The organism is Rhodococcus olei, from assembly GCF_039540555.1.
Classification (GTDB): domain Bacteria; phylum Actinomycetota; class Actinomycetes; order Mycobacteriales; family Mycobacteriaceae; genus Rhodococcus_G; species Rhodococcus_G olei.
On record NZ_BAABFB010000059.1, the window covers coordinates 58,729 to 77,310 of the forward strand.

13 protein-coding genes are annotated in these 18,582 nt (G+C 69.1%); 2 read left to right on the forward strand and 11 right to left on the reverse strand.

Annotation, left to right across the window (positions count from 1 at the left end):
* From ABD951_RS18565 to ABD951_RS18575, 3 genes are all read right to left on the reverse strand, one after another.
* The gene (locus ABD951_RS18565) at nucleotides 1–882 is read right to left on the reverse strand and encodes an SDR family NAD(P)-dependent oxidoreductase (RefSeq protein ID WP_345348232.1); all 882 of its coding nucleotides are present in this window, start codon (nucleotides 880–882) and stop codon (nucleotides 1–3) included.
* Nucleotides 879–1,772 carry an SDR family NAD(P)-dependent oxidoreductase gene (locus ABD951_RS18570; RefSeq protein WP_345348235.1) on the reverse strand — a complete coding sequence of 298 codons (894 nt, stop codon included), beginning with the start codon at nucleotides 1,770–1,772 and terminating at the stop codon, nucleotides 879–881. The genes ABD951_RS18565 and ABD951_RS18570 overlap by 4 nt, the downstream gene beginning before the upstream one ends.
* Nucleotides 1,773–2,167: 395 nt before the next feature.
* Nucleotides 2,168–4,444: an ATP-binding protein gene (locus ABD951_RS18575; RefSeq protein WP_345348238.1), complete on the reverse strand. Its 2,277-nt coding sequence runs from the start codon at nucleotides 4,442–4,444 to the stop codon at nucleotides 2,168–2,170.
* A gap of 1,025 nt (nucleotides 4,445–5,469) precedes the next feature.
* On the opposite strand from ABD951_RS18575, the gene ABD951_RS18580 reads away from it, so the two are divergent.
* Nucleotides 5,470–5,610: a hypothetical protein gene (locus tag ABD951_RS18580; protein WP_345348241.1), complete on the forward strand. Its 141-nt coding sequence runs from the start codon at nucleotides 5,470–5,472 to the stop codon at nucleotides 5,608–5,610.
* A 390-nt stretch (nucleotides 5,611–6,000) separates the two neighbouring features.
* Here ABD951_RS18580 and ABD951_RS18585 read toward each other — a convergent pair whose 3' ends face one another.
* The 6 genes from ABD951_RS18585 to rpsF all read right to left on the reverse strand — a co-directional run bounded on the left by ABD951_RS18585 (nucleotide 6,001) and on the right by rpsF (nucleotide 10,183).
* On the reverse strand, nucleotides 6,001–6,477 hold the full coding sequence (locus ABD951_RS18585; protein WP_345348243.1) for an SRPBCC family protein: 477 nt from the start codon (nucleotides 6,475–6,477) through the stop codon (nucleotides 6,001–6,003).
* Between the two features lie 126 nt (nucleotides 6,478–6,603).
* A complete protein-coding gene (dnaB, locus tag ABD951_RS18590; RefSeq protein ID WP_345348246.1) occupies nucleotides 6,604–7,992 on the reverse strand; it encodes a replicative DNA helicase in 1,389 nt (462 codons plus the stop codon).
* Between the two features lie 537 nt (nucleotides 7,993–8,529).
* Nucleotides 8,530–8,985, reverse strand: coding sequence for a 50S ribosomal protein L9 (gene rplI, locus ABD951_RS18595; protein ID WP_345348249.1), 456 nt, complete (start codon nucleotides 8,983–8,985; stop codon nucleotides 8,530–8,532).
* 17 nt (nucleotides 8,986–9,002) lie between these two features.
* Nucleotides 9,003–9,245, reverse strand: a complete 243-nt coding sequence (rpsR, locus tag ABD951_RS18600) for a 30S ribosomal protein S18 (protein ID WP_007537290.1) — start codon at nucleotides 9,243–9,245, stop codon at nucleotides 9,003–9,005.
* 50 nt (nucleotides 9,246–9,295) lie between these two features.
* A complete protein-coding gene (locus ABD951_RS18605; RefSeq protein WP_345348257.1) occupies nucleotides 9,296–9,808 on the reverse strand; it encodes a single-stranded DNA-binding protein in 513 nt (170 codons plus the stop codon).
* Between the two features lie 87 nt (nucleotides 9,809–9,895).
* A complete protein-coding gene (rpsF, locus tag ABD951_RS18610; protein ID WP_345348260.1) occupies nucleotides 9,896–10,183 on the reverse strand; it encodes a 30S ribosomal protein S6 in 288 nt (95 codons plus the stop codon).
* Between the two features lie 149 nt (nucleotides 10,184–10,332).
* Between rpsF and ABD951_RS18615 the strand changes: the two genes are divergently transcribed.
* Nucleotides 10,333–11,700: a glycosyltransferase family 87 protein gene (locus ABD951_RS18615; protein ID WP_345348263.1), complete on the forward strand. Its 1,368-nt coding sequence runs from the start codon at nucleotides 10,333–10,335 to the stop codon at nucleotides 11,698–11,700.
* Between the two features lie 340 nt (nucleotides 11,701–12,040).
* On the opposite strand, the gene ABD951_RS18620 is transcribed toward ABD951_RS18615, so the two are convergent.
* Together ABD951_RS18620 and pks13 are read right to left on the reverse strand one after the other, a co-directional pair.
* A complete protein-coding gene (locus ABD951_RS18620; protein WP_345348266.1) occupies nucleotides 12,041–13,585 on the reverse strand; it encodes an acyl-CoA carboxylase subunit beta in 1,545 nt (514 codons plus the stop codon).
* Entirely contained in the window at nucleotides 13,586–18,541 is a 4,956-nt protein-coding gene (pks13, locus tag ABD951_RS18625; RefSeq protein ID WP_345349000.1) for a polyketide synthase Pks13, read from the reverse strand. It abuts the gene before it with no gap.
* Nucleotides 18,542–18,582: the final 41 nt, after the last annotated feature.

The following is an 18,582-nucleotide window of genomic DNA, read 5'->3' on the forward strand; positions in this document are numbered from 1 at the left end:
TCACTCCACCGAGATGCCCATGCGGGTGAGCATGTCCCGAGGGTCGGAGGGCGGGTCGAGTTCCAGGAGTTGCCGTCCACGGTGACGAGCCGCTGCGATGCACATCTCGTCGTCCGAGTGGATCCAGAATTCTCCCCGGGCGATCTGCTCGATCATGTGCTCCGCCGCGACGAGCGGGTCGAGTCCCTTCTCGGCGTTGTCCCGTTGCATCGCAGCGAACACCGCGTTGGCGGTGGCGTTGGCGGTCGGCGCCTCACGCTGCGCCGACCGGAAGATCTCGCTGCGAATCGAATGCGGGATGACGGCACTGACCTGGATGGGTGCATTGACGATCGACAGGTCCTGGTGCAGGCACTCGGTCATCGCGAGTACCGCGTGCTTGCTGACGATGTACGGCGACTGCACGGCAACGGAGTTCAGGCCGCCCACCGACGACAGGTTCGCGATGCACGACGGCGTCCCCGCCGCGATCATCCGCGGGACGAAGGACCGCAGGCAGTAGAAGACGCCGTCGACGTTGATCTGCATCAACCGGCGCCAACGCTCCCGGTCGATCTCCCACATCAGCCCTGCCGTCTCCACACCCGCGTTGTTGACGAGCAGTTCGACGCTGCCGTGGCGGTCGAACACGGCCGCCGCCATGGCCTCGACGGACTCCGGGTCGGCGACGTCGACGGTGTGCGGTTCGGCGCGACCTCCGCCCGCCACGATGTCGTCCGCCACCGTCCGTGCCCGCTCGGTGTCGACGTCCGCGACCACGACGGTCATGCCGAGGGTCGCGAGATGCCGTGCGAGGCCCTCGCCGATCCCGGCGGCCGCTCCCGTCACCACCGCGACGCCGTGCGAGAACCGTTCCCGCGCCGCACCCACCTGCACCGTCACGCCTCCAATCCGTCCGCGGCGATGTTCGGGTTCGCCCACGCCGGCGGCTCGAGGCGCGGAAGTTCACGCCCGCCGTCCAGGCTCGTCACCGCGATGCCCTGCGACCACGGGAAGTGCAGGCTGAACGCGACCAGTCCGGTGCGCTCGGTCGCGGGCAGGGTGCACATCTCCAGCACGGTCTGCGCGAGGTACTCCACCGGTTCGGCCTCGTAGCCCTCCGGCAGCAGCGCCGCCGCACCGGGCGTCATGATCGCCGTCGACGGCCCGACCACGTTGACGGCGATGTTGTCGCCCTCGACCTCCGCCGCCAGTCCCTGCGTGAACCGGTGCAGCGCCGCCTTCGCCGCCGCGTAGATCACGTCACCGGACGTCTTGTTGTACTCGCGGAACGGCCGGATCGGCGGGAGTCCGGTGGAGGAGCCGATGTTCACGATCCAGCCGCCACCCGCCTTGCGCATACCGGGAATCACCGCCTGCGACAACAGGAACGGAACCTTCAGGTAGTGCTCGAGGGTGCGGTCGAAGGTGCCCTCCTCCATCGACTCGATCGAGGAGTAGTCCGCGAAGCCGGCATTGTTGACGAGGATGTCGACGCCCCCGACGGCGTCGACGGCGGCATCGACGAGACCGGCGCGCTGCACCGGGTCCTCCAGGTCCGCCGCGATCGCCACGGCCCGGCCCCCGGCCCGCTCGATCAACTCCACCGTCTCGTCCAGCGTGCCCTCGAGCACGTGCTCACGTCCGTCCCGAACCGACCTCGACGGCGACGTCGAGCGCGCGGTGACGACCACCGCGGCCCCCTCGGCGGCCAGGCGCTGCGCGATCGCACGCCCGATCCCCCGACTGCTTCCCGTCACCAGGGCGGTGCGCCCGGCCAATCGCTGTGTCATGTCGTTCCCTGTCGTATCTGCATGTGCGGCATACGCACCCGAGTTGTTGTCGTCCTGTCGTGGCATGCGCGCGCGAACCCTCGGCGCGCCCGACTCGTCGGGGCGGGTCGGATGCCACAGCTCCTGCCTCACACCCCCGGGTCAGCGACAGCTGCGGGAGGCTGAGGAATCCCGCTCACGCTAAGTCGCCCGTCCCACCGACCGACGACCCTCTCCCGGTGTGCGGGAAATCACGCCCTGCCGTCCACCGTGCGCGGCCGCGTCCCACCCGGCAGGCCACCGCCGACGTGGGACCGCCGAATCGAACAATGCGGAATCGCAGCGCGAATCGGCTGCCGACGAGGGAAACCGCGATCAACAAGCATCGGCCGCGGTGCCGGTGGGGGCCGTGCTCGTCACTCCCGTTCGGCGTCCTGCGCGGCGACCCAGGCCGCGATCTGCGTGCGGGAGGTGAAGCCGAGTTTCGTGAGGACCTTCTCCACGTGTCCCTCGGCGGTGCGTTGCGCGATCACCAGGTGCTGCGCGATCGCCTTGTTGGTCAGCCCCTGAGCGACGAGGTCGGCGACCTGACGCTCCCGCCGGGTCAGTCGCGTGGCCGAATCGCGCGCTCCGGGCGCGGACGCGGTGTCGCGCAGGGCGTAGGCGACCGCCGCATCGACACCGAGGCCCCGCCCGCGCCCGAATGCGGTCTCGTAGGCTCGTGAACCCAGGGCATCGGTGGACTCACGCACGACGCGATCGTGGTGACCGAACAGGTCGCGGATCACGATCGTGGGGCTGCCCGCGGCCTCACCCACCGCGGCCGAGGCGCCCATCAGGGCGGCGGCTCGCTCCGGGTCGCCCGCCAGCCAGCCCAGGACCTCGAGGCACATCGCGGTACCGAGCGGATCGTCGACCATGCGGGTGAGCCGCAGCGCCTCCTCGATCAGGCGGGTAGCCCGTCCGGAATCACCCCGCTCCCACACCGCAATCCCGAGCATGCACAGCGAGTAGGCCCGGTACATGGACTCGCCGTGCGCCTCGGTGAGCGCGATCACCTCCTTGTGGCTGGCGATCGCACGATCGGAGTCCCCGCTCAGCCCGCACACCATGGCGAGCCCGACCAGCGCCCCGACCCGGGCCGGCAGGGCACCGTCGGATCCCACCGTGATCAGCGCCGACTCGAAGCACGCGGTCGCGCGGGCGAAGTCCCCGGAGAAGGTGGCGACGTATCCGGTCGCGGAGGCGAGGTTCGCCAACGTCGTGGCGTCCTCGACGGAGCCCGCAATGCCTTGGGCAGCATCCATGAACGCCTGCGCCGCAACGACATCGCCCTGCATCGAGGCAATCATGCTGGCGCCGGTCAGCGCCGAGAGCCTAGCCACCGACGCAGATCCGTCGGCACCTGTCAGCGCCCGCTCGATCCAGTACCGGCCCTCGCTGTACAGCCCGCGCGACACCCAGTAGGGGAAGAGCGAACCGGCCATCCGCAGCGCGGCACCGTCCTCGCCCGGCTCGGTGACACTGAACTCGAGTGCCCCACGCAGATCGGCCCGGTCGCGGTCGAACCGGGCGATCCACTCGAGCTGCTGGGGGCCGATCCACGCGGCCTCGGCCTGCAACGCCAGCGCCTCGTACCAGTCCCGGTGCCGCCGCCGCAGCAGCCCGGACTCGCCGGAAGCATCCAGCTTCTCGAGCCCGTACTCTCGGATCGTGTCGAGCATCCGGTACCGGACGACCGGACCGTCCTCCCGGGACAGGATCGACTTCTCGACCAGGGATCCGACGATCTCGGGCACCCGCTCCGCCGGCACACTTCCCGCGCAGATTCCGGTGACGGCATCCGACTCGACACCGCCCGAGAACACCGCCAGCCGCCGCCACAGTTCCTGCTCGTGCGGCGTGCACAGCTCGTAGCTCCAGTCGACGCACCATTTCAGAGTCTGGTGTCGAGGCGGCACGCCCCGGTACGCGGCCGTCAGGAGCTCGTACCGGTTCGTCAGGAGCTGCAGAATCTGCACCGGCGCCAGCATGCGGACCCGGGCGGCGGCGAGCTCGATCGCCAGCGGCAGCCCGTCGAGTCGTCGACAGATCTCCGCGACCGCGTCCTGGTTGTCCTCGGTCAGACCGAATCCGGGAACGGCGTCGCGCGCACGGTCCGTGAACAGGGTGACGGCCTCGCATCGACTCAGCCCCCGCGACGACGAGCCGGGATCCGGGACGGTCAACGGCGGCACCCGGACCGTCACTTCCCCGTTGACCCCCAACGGCTCCCGGCTGGTCGCGAGGATCCGCGTCCCGGGGCACGACCGGAGCAGCTCGGTCGCGAACTCGGCGACCGGCGTCACCAGGTGCTCGCAGTTGTCCAGGACGATGAGCACGTGCCGGTCGGCCAAGAACTCGACAAGCAAGGGAAGCGGCGGGCGCGCCACCCGCTCCCTCAGCCCGAGTGCGGCCGTGACGGTCTCCGCCAACAGGCTCGGCTCGGAGAGTTCACCGAGTTCGACCAGCCACACCCCGTCGGCGAAGATTCCCTGTGCGTCCTCGCCCACGCGAAGCGCCAGCCGGGTCTTGCCGACGCCACCGGGCCCGGTCACCGTGACGAGACGGGAATCGGAGAGCAGCCGACGGACCTCCGCCAGTTCATGTCGTCGGCCGACGAAGTTGGTGAGTTGGTGCGGGAGGTTACCCACTCGCTCGCACGTCACCGAAGACATCGTCGACGTCCCTTTCGTCAGATCGGCGGCGCCGACGTTGCGGCCACCCGAGGCACTGAAAGCAGTAAGGGTATCGCTCGCCGAGCTCGGTGTGGGCGAACCGCACGCAGATCGGCTCCCGTACCTCCGCTTCGGTCCGTCGATGTCGGCGACGACCACGCGTGTCGCCGGCGTGCGACGAGCTGCACTGCCCGACCGCCAAGCCATCGAACTGGCACACGACCAACGAGATCGGGATCCGGTCGACTGTCGACAAGCTCGGGTCCGGCAGCCCGCGACTGCGCGCCACGGCTATCGAGCAGGCATCCCCATTGCCGTCTCGCACGCTGTTCGACGCTGCGAAGAGAGTCGAGACGAGTCGATGCGCGGTCACGGTGGCAGTGACCTTCTCGATGCCGGTCGCGACGGCTGCACGTAACGGACGGGCCTGAGTGGCGAGGTGTGCGGGGCCGTCGGAGCGTCCGCGACAGCTCCGGCGGCGCCTCGCGTCGGGCCACGCATCACACGACGACGGTCCAGTGCGTGCCCGATGGTCTTCGACCCCTCACGTATGTAGCACTCGTACAGCGCACAAGTCAGCCGCCCGATCGGATATGTCCCGAAATGCACGGTCGACGTGTTGCATACAACACAACGATCCGAGCCGATTCGAGTATCGATCACCGCCCCCGCGGCACATGGTTGACGATTCGACACCGGGCGCCGAAGTCAGCGCCACCCCTCTGACATGCGAACTTGCGTGTGCCGCCCAGTCACGGGACAGCCGCCGAGGCATGCCGCCGACCAGCACGCAGGCGAAAGGACCGCATACGCCAACCAAGCAACTTCTTGGTTGGATACTCGCCAGTCACATTGGGGCGCAAATACTCTGACGCCCGCGTCGTTGTCGCCCCTCCGCGCAACGGCGAAGGCCCGCCGGCCCAACCCCCCAGGGACGGCGGGCCGCCCCGTGCAACAGGACCCCCACACCGTGTCGGGGAAACGCACACCGAGGAGAACCGATGAGGATTCCGCTGTGGATCGGCGGCCCCGCGGTGATCGCGCTGTCCGCAGTCGACGCCGTACTCGAGATCCAGATCCGGGCAGTGCGGACACTCGCCCGCGCGGCGTCCAGCGGCATGGGCACCGAAGTCGCGGTGTAGGTGGCCGAGTTCACGGCCCCCACCGACGACGCCCCAGGGCCGACACCTACCGCGGATCACCCGGTAGCCCCCGACGCCTCGTAACAGCATGCGGCACATCCGGTCTGGAGGTTCAGCCGGTCCGACAGCCACTGGAGGGCGTTGCGGCGCATCGGCGACGGACCCCCGCACCGAAGTCGCACCGCCGGACGGTGCAGTCCACGTCGAGACCGCAGTGGTCGGGGTCATCGGGCGGCGCGCCGAGAACGTATCCGCCACCGCCGCATGGGATCACGTCGCCGGTCTGACCGGGAACGTCATCGCGAAGGTGGGTGAGGACTCGGTCCCGGTCGCCTGTGTCAACGGTCGATCCGATCCCACACGGCGACAAGCGGCTGGTCGGTGGGCTTGTCAACACCGCTCCGCGAGCGCCACCGCGCGCGCGAGTGTGGCCCTCGCATAACGCCGCCACAGCGGGGCGGCCACGAGCCGAACGACCAGCCCGCGGCCGGGTCCGGGGTGAAAGGTGTAGGTCCAGTGGACGAGACAGTGGGGCCCGTCCGGTGTGAAGGTCCACTGACCGGACACCTTCTCGACGATGTGCCGCAACGGCCCGGTGAAATCGGTGATCTCGTAACCGAACGTGTGGGGTGGGTCGTACGCGGTCAGGCGCTCGGTGGCCGTGGAACCGTCCGACAGCTGTGGACGCCGTTGGCGACCGACCGTATCCCACGGCCCGGTCTGACCGGACACCCCGACCACCGCCGGCAGCGGTCCCATGCCGGTGAAGATCTGGGTGAGGTCGATCGGCGCGATCACCGCGAACGCATGGTCCGGCGGCGCGCAGCACCGGGACTGCACCGCAACGGGTACCTGCTGGCTGCTCATGTTCGGACATGATTCCCGGCCGAAGGTTCGGGCACAACGTCGAGCCCGACGACGTCCGCCCGGGTTCCATGCATGCAGCTCGTTGATCCAGCGGCGCGTTCCGCTGGTCGCGACAAATCGACAGTGCTACCCGCGCGCCATGTCGACGAATCTCGAGTAGTGCAGCTGGTGCGCAACGGTGATCGTGGCGGTGGGTCCGCCGCGGTGCTTGCCGAGGATGATGTCGGCCTCGCCGCCGCGGGGGTCGTCGCGTTCGAACGCGTCGGGCCGGTGCAGGAGCATGACCATGTCGGCGTCCTGCTCGAGCGAGCCGGACTCGCGGAGGTCGGAGACCTGCGGCCGCTTGTCGGTGCGCTGCTCGGGGCCACGGTTGAGCTGACAGATCGCGACCACCGGCACCTCGAGCTCCTTCGCCAGCAGCTTCAGGCTCCGGGAGAACTCGGAGACCTCCTGCTGCCGGGACTCGACCTTCTTGCCGGACGTCATCAGCTGGAGGTAGTCGAGAACGATCAGCTTGATGTCGTGCTTCTGCTTGAGGCGCCGCGCTTTTGCACGAATCTCCATCATCGTCAGGTTCGGGGAGTCGTCGATGAACAGCGGGGCCTCGCTGATCTCGCTCATCCGCCGCGCCAGCCGCGTCCAGTCGTCGTCGGTCATCTTGCCGGAGCGCATGTCCGACAGCTTGATCTTCGCCTCCGCCGACAGCAGACGCATCACGATCTCGGTCTTGCTCATTTCGAGCGAGAACACGACGCTGGCCAGGCCGTGCTTGATCGAGCACGACCGCATGAAATCCATTCCAATGGTCGACTTGCCGACACCGGGGCGGGCCGCGACGATGATCATCTGCCCGGGGTGCAGGCCGTTGGTGATCTCGTCGAGCTCGCTGAAGCCGGTGGGGACGCCGAGGGAGATGCCGCCCCGGCTGGCGATCGAGTCGATCTCGTCCATCGTGGGCTGCAGCAGCTCCTCGAGGACGACGAAGTCCTCGACAGTGCGCCGCTCGGTGACCTCGTACACCTCGGCCTGCGCGCGGTCGACGACCTCCGCCACGTCCTGGCCCTCGGCGCCGGCGTAGCCGAACTGGACGATGCGGGTACCGGCCTCGACGAGGCGCCGCAGGATCGCCTTCTCCGCGACGATCTCCGCGTAGTAGCCGGCGTTCGCGGCGGTGGGGACGGTCTGCGTCAGCGTCACCAGGTACGGGGCGCCGCCGACTCGGCGCAGCTCGCCCTTGCGCTCGAGCTCCGCGGCGACGGTGACCGGGTCGGCGGGCTCACCGCGCGAGTACAGGTCCAGGATCGCGTCGTAGACGCTCTGGTGGGCGGGACGGTAGAAGTCGCCGGGCCGCAGCTTCTCGAGCACGTCCGCGATCGCGTCCTTGCTCAGGAGCATGCCACCGAGCACGGACTGCTCGGCGGTCATGTCCTGCGGGGGCTGGCGTCCGAAGTCCTCGCGCGGCGGCTCATCCGGTTCCGGGTAGTCCGAGTGCCCACGATCGTCGACAACCGCCACGAAAACCGTCCTCTCCCGCAAGGGCGCGTCCACCCACGGCACACGCGCGCGCGGTGGACACGATACGAAATGTGTACGCGTCCCCACCGACAAGGTCCGCCGAAATGCCGGCTGGTCGGGGTCGTGGCGGCGCGCCCGCGACGACGTTAGGCACACGCGCCGCCCGGTTCAACACCGGTTGTGTACACAGCTGTGGATGAATTGTGGAATCCCCAGAACGGAGTTGTTCACGACCTGGGGACAACCTGGGGACAACGAAGATCACACATCCCAACAGCGCAGGTCAACGCACAAATTTTCGTTCACACAGCTGTGAGTGAAAATAGGTGCGGCGTGTCGTCGCAGTTGGGGAGCCGGGCGTGTTGCGCATGTCACGTCGATTCGCAACGTGAAATGGCACACAGTGACAGATAACAATTCTGTCACGACAGTTTGGCCTGCATCACAAGTGGCGGCGCGTCGCGGTTTCGCGTGAAACACAAAGTACAGGGCCCCGCAGACCGGAGTCTGCGGGGCCCTGCTCGAACGGGTGTCGGACTAGCCGGCGACCACGTTCAGGTGGAACTTGGCGGTCACGTCGGGGTGCAGGTTGATCAGCACCAGGTGCTTGCCGGTGGCCTTGATGTGGGCCTTCGGCAGCTCGACGATCCGCTTGTCGACCACGGGGCCACCCGCGGCCTTGATGGCGCCGGCAACGTCGGCGGCCGTGACCGAACCGAACAGCTTGCCCGAGTCGCCGGCCGTCTTGACGGTCAGCGAGATGCCCTCGATGCCCTCGATCGCGGCCTTGAGCTCCTTGGCGTGGTCCAGGCCGCGCACCGCGCGGGCCTCCTGGGCACGACGGATGCCCTCGACCTGCTTCTGGGCGCCACGGGTGGCGACGATCGCCAGGCCGCGGGGCAGCAGGTAGTTGCGGCCGTAGCCGTCCTTGACCTCCACGGTGTCGCCGGGCGCACCGAGGTTGTCCACGTCAGCGGTGAGGATCAGCTTCATGTCTTCCCTCCCTTTCCTTAGCGAGCCGTAGAGACGTAAGGAAGCAGCGCAACCTCACGCGAGTTCTTCACGGCAACCGCGACGTCCCGCTGGTGCTGGACGCAGTTGCCCGTGACACGGCGCGCGCGGATCTTGCCGCGGTCGCTGACGTACTTACGCAGCAGCGTCGTGTCCTTGTAGTCGATCTGCACGTTCTTTTCCTTGCAGAAGGTGCAGACCTTCTTCTTCATCACCTTGTCGCGCAGCGGCGGCTTCGGCATTGTCCTTCTCCGTACTTCTCAATGTTCGTTCGCGTCCGATCCCAGGGGGATCAGAACGGCGGTTCGTCGTTTCCACCGCCACCGAAGGAACCGGACGCCTGCGGGGCGCTGCCCCACGGGTCGTCGGCCGGACCGGCCGCCGGGCGTCCACCGCCCGAGCCGCCCGAGGAACCGAACCCGCCCCCGCCGCCTCCGCCGCGGTTGGCCTTGTTCACCTTGGCCGTGGCGTAGCGGAGCGAGGGGCCGATCTCGTCGACCTCGAGCTCCACGACAGTGCGCTTCTCGCCCTCACGGGTCTCGTAGGACCGCTGCTTGAGCCGGCCCTGCACAATCACCCGCGAACCGCGAGTCAGCGATTCCGCGACGTTCTCCGCTGCCTCACGCCAGATGTTGCAGCGGAGGAACAGCGCTTCGCCGTCCTTCCACTCGTTGCTCTGGCGGTCGAACGTGCGGGGCGTGGACGCGACGGTGAAGTTCGCGACCGCGGCACCCGCCGGGGTGAAGCGGAGCTCGGGATCGGCCGTCAGGTTCCCGACGACGGTGATCACGGTGTCGCCTGCCATGTGGTTCCTCCTGCAGTGTGTGGAATCCAGTTGCCCCGAGCCTAGGGCGTCACTACGACACCCGTCGCGGCTCGACGCGGACAGGGATCACTTGTTGTGGCGCAGAACCTTGGTGCGGAGCACCGACTCGTTCAGGCCGAGCTGGCGATCCAGCTCGTTCACGGTGGCCGGGGTGGCCTTGATGTCGATCACCGCGTAGATGCCTTCGCTGTGCTTGGCGATCTCGTAGGCGAGACGACGCTTACCCCAGACGTCGACGTTGTCGACGGAGCCGCCATCCTGGCGAACAACATTGAGGAACGTATCCAGCGACGGGGCGACGGTGCGCTCGTCCAGGCTGGGGTCGAGAATGACCATCAGTTCGTAATGACGCATAAGACCTCATCACCTCCTATGGACTGTGAAACGGTCACGGACGATCCGTGACAGGAGGGTCGTTGCGTCAGCAACCTTTGCAGGGTACATGAGGGGCTCCTGACCTGCGAAATCGCACCCCCGGCCGCGACACCCCTAGGGTGGGGCGCATGCGGACACCGGCGCGCGCGAGCACCGTCACGACCGTCGTCGTGACCCTGGTGTGCGGCCTGACGCTGGCCCTGGCCTATCTGAACAAGGCGCGCTGCGCGGGCGCCCCGTTCGACGGACTGGGACGCAGCCTGGTCTTCGACCGGATCAAGGACTCGTCCGTCTGCTACTCCGACATCCAGTTCCTGTGGATCGGCCGCGAGATCGACAATCACGTCTTCCCGTACCTGACCGGCGGCATCACCGACGCCGGCACCCTGGTCGGCGGCACCGTCGAGTACCCGGTGCTCAGTGGCCTGCTGATGTGGCTCGGCGGGATCGGGTCGCACACCGACGCCGCCTTCCTGATGCACTCCGCGCTGATCCTGACGCCGTTCGCGCTGGCGACCGCGTGGATGCTCGGCCGGCTCGCGGGCTGGCCGGCGTTGCTGTGGTCGGCGGGGCCGCCGCTGGTGCTCTACGCCTTCCACAACTGGGAACTCCCCGTGGTGGCCGCGGCGACCGCGGCGATCTTCGTCGTCGCCCGCTTCGACCGGGTGCCGCTGCGGGCGCGGGGGATCGCGGCCGCGGTGCTGCTGGCGGTCGGGGTGTGCCTGAAGGTCTATCCGGGGGCGTTCGTGCTTCCGTTGGCCGCCTACGTGTTCACCGGCGGGCTCGGCGGGCGCGAACTGCCGCCGACGGTCTCGGGGCGCTACGACCCCAAGGGCGCGGTGGCGGTCGCCGCGGCCGCGGTGGCCACGACGGTCGCGATCAACCTGCCGTTCGCGGTGCTCGGGTGGCGGGGCTGGCTCGCCTCGTTCGAGTTCCAGTCCGACCGGGAGGCGGACATCACGACGAACTCCGTGTGGTTCTGGGGAGTTCGCCCGTGGTTCACGTCGGTCGACGGCCCGCACAGCGACTACGCCCGGTTCGTCTCGGTCGCCTCGCCGCTGTTGATCGTGGCCGCGTTCACGCTCGCGCTGTGGTGGGGGTGGCGACGCTACCGGCGCGAGGGCACCTACCCGTGGCTGCCGGTCTGCGCGGCGATGCTGTGCGGATTCCTGTTGCTGCACAAGGTGCATTCGCCGCAGTACACGCTGTGGCTGATCCCGTTCTTCGTGCTGCTCCGGGTGCCGTGGACGCTGATCGGCGGCTACCTGCTCGCCGATCTGTCGATGGGTGTCGGGGTGTTCCGCTACTTCGCCGCACTCGGCGCCGGCTCCGACGCGTCCACCGAGAAACTGTTCGTCGAGTTCGGCGTGTGGGGCCGCGCCGCCCTGCTCGTCGTGTTCTTCGTCCTGTTCCTCCGATCCGACCGGAGGGGCGCCTCCCCGATCGCGACCACCGAGACGCCACCCGTCGCGATCACCGAAGCGAGCAGCCGATGACCGGACCCTGGTGCGACACACCGAGTCCGGAGAAAGGCACGTCCGCCTCGAACCGTTGACGCCGCAGCACGCGGCGTCGTCGCGGCGGGGAGGCGACGACCATCTCCTGCTCACGAGCGCCGTCCCGCGGCGCGACACCTCGGTGGAGCTGTCGGCCCATCGAGTCGGCCGAAGATCGAGCCACGGCTCGGCACTGCCCCGGTCGGTGCTTCGCGAACTGCGCGGCGGTGTCGACGACGTCGCAATGGTCTGACCGGCACGGTCCCCGCCCCGTTTCCCGAATGGCCCACTCACTCGGTTCAACTGAATGAACGGGCCATTCGGGAAGGCGGGGGTTGGGTCAGAACGGGAGCAGGTGGTGCTTGCGGGGGTTCTTGTAGATCTTCTTGTCCCGGAGCAGCGTCAGGGCCTTGCGGATCTCGAGGCGGGTGGCCGACGGGTCGATGACGGCGTCGATGTAGCCGCGCTCGGCCGCGATGTACGGGGTCGCGACGTGCTCGTTGTAGAAGTTGATGAGCTGCGCACGCACCGCAGCGGCGTTGTCGCCTGCGGCCTCGATCTGGCGGCGGCCGATGATGTTGACGGCGCCCTCGGCGCCCATCACGGCGATGCGCGCGGTCGGCCACGCGAAGTTGACGTCGGCGCCGAGCTGCTTGGAGCCCATCACCGCGTACCCGCCGCCGTACGACTTGCGGACCACGACGGTGACCTTCGGGACGGTCGCCTCGACGTACGAGAACAGGAAGCGGCCGCCGCGCTTGATCACGCCGACCTTCTCCTGATCCACGCCGACGAGGAAGCCGGGGGTGTCGACGACGAACACCAGCGGGATGTCGTACGCGTTGCAGACGCGCACGAAGTGCGCGGCCTTGTCCGACGCGTCGGCGTCGAGCGCACCCGACAGGTACAGCGGCTGGTTCGCGACCACACCGACCGGGCGACCGTCGACGCGGGCGTAGCCGGTGATGATGTTCTGCGCCGTCTCGCCGCGGACCTCGAGGAAGTCGCCGTCGTCGAAGATCTTGAGCAGGATGTCGTGCATGTCGTAGCCGGCGTTGTCGGCATCCGGCATGAACGTGTCGAGCGAGAGGTCGTCCTCGGTGATCTCCGGTTCCAGACCCGGGTTGATGATCGGCGGCTTCTCGGTGCAGCTGGACGGCATGTAGCTCAAATATTCACGCGCCCATGCGAACGCGGCCTTCTCGTCGGCCGCCACGTGGTGCACGTTGCCGTACCTGGCCTGGTTCCGGGCGCCACCGAGTTCGTCGAGGCTGACCTCCTCGCCGGTCACCGACTTGATGACGTCGGGGCCGGTGACGAACATGTACGACTCTTCGGTGGCGATCACGACGTCGGTGTTGATCGGCGCGTACACCGCGCCACCGGCGCACTTGCCCAGGATGATCGAGATCTGCGGGCACATCCCCGACAGCGGCTCCTGGCGCCGGCCCATCTCGGCGTACCACGCCAGTGAGGTCACGGCGTCCTGGATGCGTGCGCCCGCGGACTCGTTGATGCCGACGACGGGGCACCCGATCTTGATCGCGAAGTCCATGATCGCGGCGACCTTGCGGCCGAACATCTCGCCGGCGGCGCCGCCGAACACCGTCTGGTCGTGCGCGAACACCGCGACGGGACGACCGTCGACGAGACCGTGGCCGGTGACGACGCCGTCGCCGTACGGGTTCGACGGGTCACCGGGCTGCCGGGCGAGTTGCCCGGTCTCGACGAAGGTGCCGGGGTCGAGCAGCATGTCGATGCGCTCGCGCGGCGTCGGCAGGCCCTTCTCCTTGCGCCGGGCGATGGCCTTCGGCGCCCCCGGCGCCTTCGACTGCTCGAGCTTCTCGCGCAGTTCGGCGAGCTTCTCGGCGGTGGTGGTGCTCACTCAGTTACTCCGGTTCTCGGATTCGATTGCGGCCAGCCTCGTGGTCAGATCGGCCCCGACCTTGGCGATGTACGGTTCGTCGACGATCTGGATGTGATCGCCGCCGACGTGGATGATCTCCAGGTTCTTGGCGACCTTGCCCCAGCCGCCGTCGGCGGTCCGCGTCCCGAACGCCGGTTCCAGGGCGATGGCGTCGTCGTGGTAGCGGTCGGCCATGTACAGCACGACGTCGCCGTCGTAGGTCTCGGGCCGGACGGTCTGCAGTGCCCGGTTGTCCAGCCACGAGGTGCGCTGGTGCTCGATGATCCCGCCCGGGATCTTCGCGCCGCTCACCTTGAGCAGGTCCATCAGGAGCTCGATCTGCTCCTCGTCGGACTCGGCGGCGGCGAGCAGGTCGTACGGCAACGGCGCGTCGACGTTGTACGTCTTCTTCGCGAACGCCGCGTACCGCTGCCAGCGCTTGCGGATCTCCTCGGGCGTGTCCTCGACCTCCTCGCCCGCCATCACGGTGTCGATCAGGCCGACGATGCGCACGTCCTTGCCGCGCTCGCGCAGCATCCGGCCCACCGCGTAGGACAGGGCTCCGCCGAGCGACCAGCCGTAGAGCACGTACGGTCCGTCGCCCTGGATCCCCTCGAGCAGCGGCAGGTACTCGCGGGCCCGCACCTCGAGCGGCCCCTCTGTGCGTTCGAGGCCGTACATCGGGGTGCCCTCGGGCAGCCGGCGCAGCAGCGGCTCGTAGGCGACCGTGGACCCGCCGGCCGGATGGAACACGAAAACCGGTACGGCAGTGGAACCTTCGGGACGAGCACGCAGGACGCGCACGAGGCCCTCGATCTTGCCCTCGTCCTCGAGGTGCGGGCGCACCTTTTCCGCGAGCTGCTCGACGGTCTCGCAGTCCAGGACGTCGTCGAAGCTCACGTCGCCGCCCGCGCGTTCGGTGAGGCGGGCCGCCAGCTTCTCGGCGGTGTCGTCGTCGAGCACCGGGAGGATGTTGAAGATGCCCTTCGCGGACTTGCCGGTCACCACCGCCCAGGTCGCGAACGTGAGCCGCTCGGCGGCGTCACGCGGCGGGACGTTGACCCCTCCGTCGGACGCGTCGCTCTCGGCCTCCGCGATGATCTGCTCGGCCTCCGCGACGGGACTCGTCGTCTCGTCCGCGAGCCCGGAATCAAGTGCGGCGGAAGCATTCTCGGCGTCCTTCTCGGCCTGCTGCTGCGCGGCGAGAGCCGCCACCTCCTCGCGGTTGTCGACCGCGTACCGGAGGTACTTCGCGACGTCGTGCAGGCTCGCGTCCTTGACCGCGGACAGCTGCAGCTGCGGGATGTCGAACTCGTACTCGACGCGGTTCTTGATCCGCACCGCCATCAGCGAGTCGAGTCCCAGTTCGATCAGCGGGATCTCGCCGGGCAGGTCCTCGACCGCGTAGCCCATCGACTCGGCGACGATCAGTGCGAGACGGTCCTCCAGCGCCTGGCTGCCGTTCGGATCCCATCTGTCGCCGAAGGATTCGACGACCTCGGGCAGCTCCTCCATCGGCGAGCTCGACCGCGCGGCGGGCGCGGCGAGGACCGGCTCCGGCAGCGCCTCACCGGAGGAGACGACCGCGTCGAGCAGCAGCGTGAAGTCCGCACCGCTCTTCGCGTGCACCTGCACCGAGCCGCCACCCGGGTGCGGGTTGAGGGTGGTCGTCAGGGTGCCGGACGTCGGCACCTCACCGCGGGCGATCGCGGCGGTCAGCGTCACGTCCGAGAGCACCTGGGCCGCAGCGGAAGTCGCGAGCTCGTTCAGGTCGGTGACGGCCGATGCCGCGACCTCCCAGACGTGCCGGCCGTCCGGCAGCGACACGTGCGCACCCGGGGCCCGGGTGGCGCCGCCGGCGCTGACCTGGGTGTCGAGCCAGTACTCCTTGCGCAGGAACGCGGTCCGCGGCGGGTTCGCGTACCCGCCGGCAGGCAGCAGCGACGCCAGGTCGACCGGCTGTCCGTGCACGTACAGCTGGGCGAGCGCGGTGAGGACGCCGACCTCCTCGTCCTCCTTGCGCTTGAGCGTCGGGATCAGCTGGGCGTCGTGGACACCTGCGTCGAAGACGGTGGCGGCCACCGACATCAGCGTCGCCGGGTTCGGGGCCAGCTCGACGAACGTGGTGTACCCGGCGTCGGCCGCCATCCGCACCGCGTTCGTGAAGTACACGCTGTGCCGCATCCCCTTGGTCCAGTACTCGACCGGGTGGATCGGGGCGTGGCCGGCGCGGTAGAGGGTCTCCTTGTCGACCGACGAGAACAACCCGACCGTCAGCGGGTGCGGCTCGATCCCGGCCAGTTCCGCGGCGAGCTCGCCGAGGATCGGATCGACCTGCGAGGTGTGGCTGGCGCCCTTGGTCTGCAGGATCCGGCCGAGCTTCTCCTCCGCCTCGGCGCGGGCGACGATCGCCTCGACCTCGGGCTGCGGGCCGCCGATGACGGTGTGGGTCGGCGCCGCGTAGACGCAGACCTCGAGGTGCGGGAAGTCGCCGAGCACGGCCTCGATCTCGGCGGCGCTGTACTCGACGAGCGCCATCAGCCGGATGTCGTCGCCGGACAGCGTCGATTCGGCCTCGCCCATCAGCCGCGACCGCGCGGTGATGACACGGACCGCGTCCTCGAGGGACAGACCACCGGTGACGTACGCCGCCGCGGCCTCGCCCATCGAGTGTCCGACGGCGGCTTCCGGCTCGGCACCGTGGTGCCGCAGCACGGCCGCCAGGCCGATCTGGATCGTGAAGATGCCGACCTGGGACGTCTCGACGTCGTAGTCGACCGCGTCGTCCAGGAACTTGTCCGCCATCTTGTAGCCGGACTCGAACTCGATCAGCTCGTCGACCGCGTCGACGGCGGCGCGGAACACGGGGTTGTTCAGGTACAGCTGCTTGGCCATCTTGCGGTGCTGCGACCCGAATCCGGAGAACACCCACACCGGGCCCTTGCCTGCCGGGGCATCGGCGGAGAACACGCCCTGCCCGGGCTTGCCCGCCGCGACCGCGCGCAGTCCGGCGATGGCCTCGGCGTGCGTGCGGGCGAGCACGACGGCGCGGGAGCGGCCGTGGTTGCGCCGGGCGAGGGTGCGGGCCAGGTCCTCGAGCGACGTGGTGCTGCCGACCTCCGTCTCGAGCCAGTCGGCGAGGTCCGCTGCGGCCCGGCGGCGCCGAGACGGCATCGCCGCCGACACCGGCAGCAGCACCGGCAGCGGCTCGTCGCGCTGCGGCTCCGGCGCGACGAGCGGCTCGACGCCCATCGACTCGGCCGCGTCGGCGAGGACGCCGGCGGCCTCCGCTTCGACGTCGAGCTGCTCCGCTGCCTGGTCGCGCTCGTCACCCTGATCGGGGTGCGAATCACCCACCGGCGCGTACTCGCGCACCACGACGTGCGCGTTGGTGCCGCCGAATCCGAAGCCGGAGACGCCGGCCACCGCGCGACCGGTGTAGCGCGGCCAGTCGGTGGCCTCCGGGACGACCCGCAGCCCGGTGCCGTCGAAGTCGATGTACGGGTTCGGGCCGGCGTAGTTCAGCGACGGCGGGAGTTTGTCCTCCTGCATCGCCAGGACGACCTTGATCAGGCCGGCGGCGCCGGCCGCGGACTCGAGGTGACCGAAGTTCGTCTTCGCGCTGCCGAGCAGCACCGGCTTGTCGGCCTCGCGGCCGCGACCGACGACGCGGCCGAGGGCATCGGCCTCGATCGGGTCGCCGAGGATCGTGCCGGTGCCGTGCGCCTCGATGTAGTCGACACCGGACGGCACGATGCCCGCGTCGCGGTACGCGCTGCGCAGCACGTCCGCCTGCGCGTCGGGGTTTGGCGCGGCCAGGCCGTTGGAGCGCCCGTCCTGGTTGACGGCCGACCCGGCGATGACCGCGAGAATGGTGTCGCCGTCGCGTTCGGCGTCCTCGAGCCGCTTGAGGACGACCAGGCCGCCGCCCTCGGACCGGACGATGCCGTTCGCGTCAGAGGAGAACGCCTTGATCTTGCCGTCCGCGGTCAGGACGCCGGTCTCGTCGAAGCCGAGGGTCGCGGCAGGCGCGACCAGCATGTTGACGCCGCCGGCCAGGGCGAGGTCGGACTCGCCGGTGCGCAGCGACCGGACCGCCTGGTGCACCGCCACCAGCGACGACGAGCAGGCGGTGTCCATCGCGACGGACGGTCCGCGGAAGTCGTAGAAGTAGGACACCCGGTTCGCGACGATCGCGGTGGAGGTGCCGGTGATCGCGTACGGGTGCGCGTGCACCGGGTCGCTGACCGCGAGCAGCTGGTAGTCGTTGGTCGAGGTGCCGATGAACACGCCGACCTGCTCACCCTTGAGACCGTTGGCCGGGATACGGGCGTGCTCGAGCGCCTCCCAGGTCAGCTCCAGCGCGAGCCGCTGCTGCGGGTCGACGTTGCGGACCTCGAGCGGCGACATCGCGAAGAACTCGGCGTCGAAGCCCTTCACGTCACCGAGGTAGCCGCCCTTGGTGTTGGCCTTGGCGATCGCGTCCGCGATCTGCGGGTCGGCCATGAACTCGGACCAGCGGCCCTCGGGCAGGTCGGTGACCGCGTCCCGGCCCTCGATCAGCAGCCGCCACATCTCCTCCGGGGTGTGGCCGGTGCCGGGGAAGCGGGACGCCAGACCCACGATCGCGACGTCGTGCGACTGCGACGTGTCGCGGGCCGCGTAGAACGCGGCGTCGTCGGCCGCGGCCGGAACCTCCGGCTCGCCCTCGACGATGCGGGTGGCCAGCGAGGCGATGGTCGGGTGCTGGTAGGCGACCGTCGCGGTCAGCGTGACGCCGACCAGCTCCTCGATCTCGCCGGACAGGGCGACGGCGTCGCGGGAGGACAGCCCGAACTCCTCCATCGGGCGGTCGTCCGTAATCAGTTCGATCGGCTGCCCGGTGGCCTCGGCAATCCAGTTGCGCAGCCATTCGCGCAGCTGCGCGACCGTCATCTCTGTCTCAGCCATCAGTGCACCACGCTACTCGTCGTCGG

Coding starts and splice junctions, on each gene's coding strand:
- rpsR (WP_007537290.1), bottom strand. CDS start 9,245: ATGCCGAAGCCGCCGCTGCGCGACAAGGTGATGAAGAAGAAGGTCTGC.
- ABD951_RS18605 (WP_345348257.1), bottom strand. CDS start 9,808: ATGGCAGGCGACACCGTGATCACCGTCGTCGGGAACCTGACGGCCGAT.
- rpsF (WP_345348260.1), bottom strand. CDS start 10,183: ATGCGTCATTACGAACTGATGGTCATTCTCGACCCCAGCCTGGACGAG.
- pks13 (WP_345349000.1), bottom strand. CDS start 18,541: ATGACGGTCGCGCAGCTGCGCGAATGGCTGCGCAACTGGATTGCCGAG.
- rplI (WP_345348249.1), bottom strand. CDS start 8,985: ATGAAGCTGATCCTCACCGCTGACGTGGACAACCTCGGTGCGCCCGGC.
- ABD951_RS18580 (WP_345348241.1), top strand. CDS start 5,470: ATGAGGATTCCGCTGTGGATCGGCGGCCCCGCGGTGATCGCGCTGTCC.
- ABD951_RS18585 (WP_345348243.1), bottom strand. CDS start 6,477: ATGAGCAGCCAGCAGGTACCCGTTGCGGTGCAGTCCCGGTGCTGCGCG.
- ABD951_RS18615 (WP_345348263.1), top strand. CDS start 10,333: ATGCGGACACCGGCGCGCGCGAGCACCGTCACGACCGTCGTCGTGACC.
- ABD951_RS18570 (WP_345348235.1), bottom strand. CDS start 1,772: ATGACACAGCGATTGGCCGGGCGCACCGCCCTGGTGACGGGAAGCAGT.